Below are 4,653 nucleotides of genomic sequence, written 5' to 3'. Positions count from 1 at the left end.
AGATGGCGAGCAGATGGCGGTCAATACCGGTGGCAGTGCGGCACTGGCCAATGCCGGCCAGGGCGATGTATTGAGCGGCCTGATCGCTGCCCTATTGGCCCAAGGCATGGCCGGCTGGCCGGCTGCCAAGCTGGGCGTGCATCTGCATAGTGCCGCCAGCGATGCCCTGCTGGCGCAGGATGGCCGCCTGGTCACCCTGGCTGGCGACGTCGCTGAAGCGGCGGGCCGGATATTGGGCGCACAGCAGCGCGCTCAGCTTTGGCACGCAAGCCCGTTGCATGAAAACCTGTAGACACAGCAATCACGGAGCGCTCAGAGCACGCCAAATCAGGGCTTGTTGCACACAGCCTGCCCGGTGTTCACCTTGTTCTGCGTGCATGCCGACTCGCGCCTGACGCCGAATTCATCACTCACCGAGGCATCTGCCGTTCTGCTTCTTGCGCGACGCTAGCCGCGCCTTGCCTCGCCGGTATCCGACAGATGCACATGCTGCAACTTCCAGCCGCCCGCCTGTTGCGACCACACCATGGTCAGGCGCATGCGACTATCGATGCGCTTGCCATCGGGCAGGGTGATGGCGCCGGTGCGGTGACCGGTGGCGATGGCCACCTTGCCCAGCACATTCACCTTGATATCGCTGGCATGCAGATCGATCCTGGCGCCGGATGTCATTGCCCGCTTGAAGAAATCCAGATCGAGCTTGAGTAGCTCAGCGCTTTCATTATTGAACTCGGTGAATCCACCAGGCAACAGATAGTTACCAAAGCCCTTGGCATCGCCCGCATTGAGCCGCTCGTACAGATCGACGGTGGCCGCCTCTACCTCAACGGCCTCATCGGCATGAACTGGCGATGCCAGCAGGAACAAGGGCAAGAGCAGGCTGGCATGAATGGCGCGCATGGGAGAATCGTCCGTCACGTAAGTGAAGCAGTCAGCCTAACGACTGCCGCGCTGGCCGGCTGAAACACTGTGTAACTGCTTACCGGCACTGCGGCGGTACCATGCCGGCGCCCCTCGAAAACACGCATCCCCGCCGCCCGGAGAGGCAAGCGGGGATGCATGGCGCCATGCCGGGCCTAGCGCGACGCGGCTACCGCAGCTGCAGCATCCACAATGCCGGCACCACAGCCGGCACAGGCGGCGGGGAAATTGCGACTGGTGCTGGTCAACACTTGCCGAACCTGATCAGGCGTCATCTTCGGGTTTACCGACAGCATCAAGGCCACCACGCCGGCCACATGTGGCGCCGCCATCGAGGTGCCCTGCTCGTAGCCGTAGCTATCGTTGCCCGGCACCACCTTGCCATCGTTGTAGGTGGACAGGATGCCGGTGCTGCTATCCTCGCCGCCGAACAATTCGCCGCCCGGCGCCGCCACCGTCACCATGCCGCCATAGTTGGAGTAGTAGGCGCGGCCACCGGCACGATTGGTGGCGGCAACGCTGATCACGCCGGGGCAGCTGGCCGGCTGCACATTGCGCACATTGTGCGAGCCATTGCCGGCCGCCACCACCACGATGGCGCCGCGGCCATACGCGCTGGCCATCGCCTCGCGATAGGTGTTGAGGCAAGGCACGCCGCTACCCAGCGACATATTCACCACCCGCGCCGGCGTGGTGTTGGCGGGCACGCCGTCCACGCTGGCGCCAGTGGCCCAGGCCAGGCCATCGACAATATCCGAGGTATGACCGCCGCACTTGCCCAGCACCCGCACCGGCAGGATTTTGGCAGCCGGCGCAATGCCGGCGACGCCGACGCCATTGCCGGCCAGCGCTGCGATGGTGCCGGCCACATGGGTGCCGTGCCAGCTGCTGCCCCTGCCACAATCATCACCCGCATCGCTGGCATCGGCATCGCGGCCATCGCCATCAGCCGATGCATCGAGATCACCGATAAAGTCATACCCCGGCAGCACATTGGCAGCCAGATCGGCATGGGGACGGTAGCCGGTGTCGAGCACCGCCACCACCACGCCCTGGCCACGGCTGCGCTCCCAGGCTGGCAACACATTCAGCCCGCCTGCCGGCTCGTACAGATCCCATTGCTTTTCAAACAATGGGTCATTCGGCGCGCCAGAGGGCAGGGCCATTGTCTTGTTGATTACATCCGGCTCGGCGTAGGCGATATTCGGGTCTTGCCGCATCAAATGGCGTGCCAGCTTGAATGCCTGCGCCACTGGCAAGGTACGCCCCAGACCAAACAGCTCGCCGCCGGTGCTAAGCCGGCGCATATAGCGCACCTGCACCTTGTAGCCCCCACTGAGGCTTTGCAGCGATTGGGCATGCTGGGTGAGTGCACGCGCGGTCAGGGGGCCGCTGGTGCCGCTCTTGTATTTGACGATCAGCCGGTCGGCGTAATCGGTGGCTGCCGGGCGTGCGGCGGCCGGCTGCGGCGTGCTTTGCGCCAGCAGCTCGCTATTGCGCACGCTGGCCGAGGTAGCTGCCGGCACGGCGGCACTGGCGCTGACAGCGCCAAGCAACAGGGCCAGCGCGACCAGATTGGAACGTGGAACTAACATGAATCGATACTCCTTGGGCATGCAGGCCGCGCCATGCCGGGGCGGCCTGCCATGGTGGCGGGTCAGCGTTGCAGATAGGGAATGCTGGTGAGCTTGCTGGCCACGGCGCTGCTATTGCCGCCGGCCCAGGCACCGCCCCAGCTCACGTATTGGCCCGACTTGGCAATGGCCAGGAAGCCGCCATAGGCCGTGGCATGAATGGCGCGAATGCCGTTCAGGCTCGCCTGCACCGCGCTGCTGTCGCCACCATTGCGCGGCTCACCCCAGCTCACCACCGTGCCATCGCGGCGCAGGGCCGCAAAGGCATAGTCATTGGCATAGATCGCCACCACATTGCGCAGCTGGGCAGCCACCGCGCTGCTATTGCCGCCGCGTTCCGGGTCGCCCCAGGTCAGCACGGTGCCGTCTTGCTTGAGCGCAGCAAAGGCGGTTTCGGTGTGGGCGATCGTGCTGACCCCGACCAGCTTGGGGGCAATCGCGTCGAACCCCAGACTGCCGCGACCGGCATCGCCCCAGCTGATCACGCTGCCATCCTTGCGGATTGCGGCAAAGGCAGTGTGGTGCCCGACCAGGCGGTCCACACCCTGCAGCTGGTCAGCCAGAGCCTTGGCATTGTTGCCATAGTCGCCCGCCCTGCCGGCGCCCCAGGTCACTACTGTGCCATCCTGCTTGAGCGCAGCGAAGGCGAGGCCAGTGTTATACAGTGCCTTGACGCCGACCAGCTTGGCCACTGTTTCCGGCTCATCGCTGAGGTCGCCGCCAAAACCGGCGCCCCACACCGCCACCGTGCCATCTTGCTTGAGTGCGGCAAAGTCGGTTTCGTTGGCGATCAGCTGGCTGACCTTTTCCAGCGGCGCCGGAAAGCCGGAGATCACATCGCTATCGCCCCAGGCCAGCACGCTGCCATCTTGCTTGAGCGCGGCGAAGGCACTCTCATTGCTGACCCAGCTCTGCACATTGACCAAGTTCTTGGCGATATCGTCACTCAGCACCGAATCCACGCCGAAGGTAGTGCCCTCATCATCGAACAGGGTGCGAGCATTGCCCCAGCTGGCAGTGCTGCCATCTTTTTTCAGTGCAAGAAACGCCAGACTGCCGGGCAAGATGCGCTCGACATTGCTGAGCGGAGCAGTCGGCTTTCTGGAATCGCCACCGGCCAGGATGGAACCCCAGGTCACCACCGTGCCATCGCGCTTGAGGCCGGCGAAGGAGCGCTCGCTGGCGCTGATCGCCTGCAGACCGACCAAGGTAGCCGCCAGCTTGTCCGACGCACCGCCCCCCCAGATCGGATGCCCCCAGTACACCACGCTGCCATCGGCATTCAATACCGCAAAGGCCGCCTTGGTGGCATATACGCGGCGCGGCGCCACGGTTTGCGTGTCGCTGGCCTTACCGCAGCTGGCGGTGGCGGTGATCGGCTGATCGGGCAAGGTGTCGACAAACTGCTCGCCCTGACCCAGCGCCTTGCCACTGGCGTCCTGCCAGCTGTAAACCGGGGTGTCGCGGCAGTTGCTGATGGTGGTGACGGCGGTCAGCACATCGCCGCGCGTGCCGAAAATATCCAGTGCCACCGATGGCGGCGTCGGCGTCAGACGCGGGCTGTCATCGCTGAAGAAACAGGCTGAGGTGGCCAAGGCAATGGTGGCAGGCAGCAGCCAGCCGAGGCGGCGTGCGCCGCTGCGGTGATTCGATTGCATTACGTCTCCCTGTGAATGGGGTAGCGAGGCGGAGTGGTCACAACAGCACGCCACCAGCGTAGCTGTGCCACAGCGCCTTACCCTGTTATACGAACTAGGGATTACCCTAATGCGATCAGCGAGACTGCCATAAGCGGACAGGGGCTGTCGATGCAGCAAGCACGCAAGCCCCGGTTCGTTGCGCCGACGCCGCACCGGCGTTGCAATCTTGTCCGCTCACGCCCTTGCCATTACGTGCCGGACTTGCCAGTGGCGCGGGTCGGCACATTCAGATTGCAGACATTGGTGTGTTCGGCGCTATGCACATACCAGTTGCCACTGGCATGGCGACGGCTTTCCACCACCGCGCGCCAGCTTGGCGTATCGGTGCGCATCACCTCGAGTGCCGGCCGCTCGGCAGCCGGCATATTGGCCAGCAGGCGCGCTTTGTGGATGGGCAC

At 64.5% G+C, this 4,653-nt stretch carries 4 protein-coding genes and 1 pseudogene; 1 reads left to right on the top strand and 4 read right to left on the bottom strand.

Annotated features, from left to right (window positions below):
- Nucleotides 1-292 (top strand): NAD(P)H-hydrate dehydratase (locus ACE3OH_RS19620; RefSeq protein WP_374357151.1); only part of this gene is annotated, 292 nt, incomplete at its 5' end.
- Nucleotides 293-447: 155 nt separating this feature from the next.
- Here the strand turns inward: ACE3OH_RS19620 and ACE3OH_RS19615 are convergent.
- The 4 genes and pseudogenes from ACE3OH_RS19615 to ACE3OH_RS19600 all read right to left on the bottom strand — a co-directional run.
- On the bottom strand, nt 448-900 hold the full coding sequence (locus ACE3OH_RS19615) for a nuclear transport factor 2 family protein (RefSeq protein ID WP_374357149.1): 453 nt from the start codon (nt 898-900) through the stop codon (nt 448-450).
- Between the two features lie 176 nt (nt 901-1,076).
- Nucleotides 1,077-2,516 carry a S8 family peptidase gene (locus ACE3OH_RS19610; protein ID WP_374357147.1) on the bottom strand — a complete coding sequence of 480 codons (1,440 nt, stop codon included), beginning with the start codon at nt 2,514-2,516 and terminating at the stop codon, nt 1,077-1,079.
- Nucleotides 2,517-2,578: 62 nt separating this feature from the next.
- On the bottom strand, nt 2,579-4,213 hold the full coding sequence (locus ACE3OH_RS19605; RefSeq protein WP_374357145.1) for a hypothetical protein: 1,635 nt from the start codon (nt 4,211-4,213) through the stop codon (nt 2,579-2,581).
- Between the two features lie 230 nt (nt 4,214-4,443).
- Nucleotides 4,444-4,653 (bottom strand): annotated as a pseudogene (locus ACE3OH_RS19600) (hypothetical protein); the annotation flags it as partial.

Origin of the sequence: Chitinimonas sp. (assembly GCF_041904975.1) — a bacterium.
Classification (GTDB): domain Bacteria; phylum Pseudomonadota; class Gammaproteobacteria; order Burkholderiales; family Chitinimonadaceae; genus Chitinimonas.
Note: the sequence above shows the minus strand (reverse complement) of the source record. Positions and strands in the feature narration are given on the sequence as shown.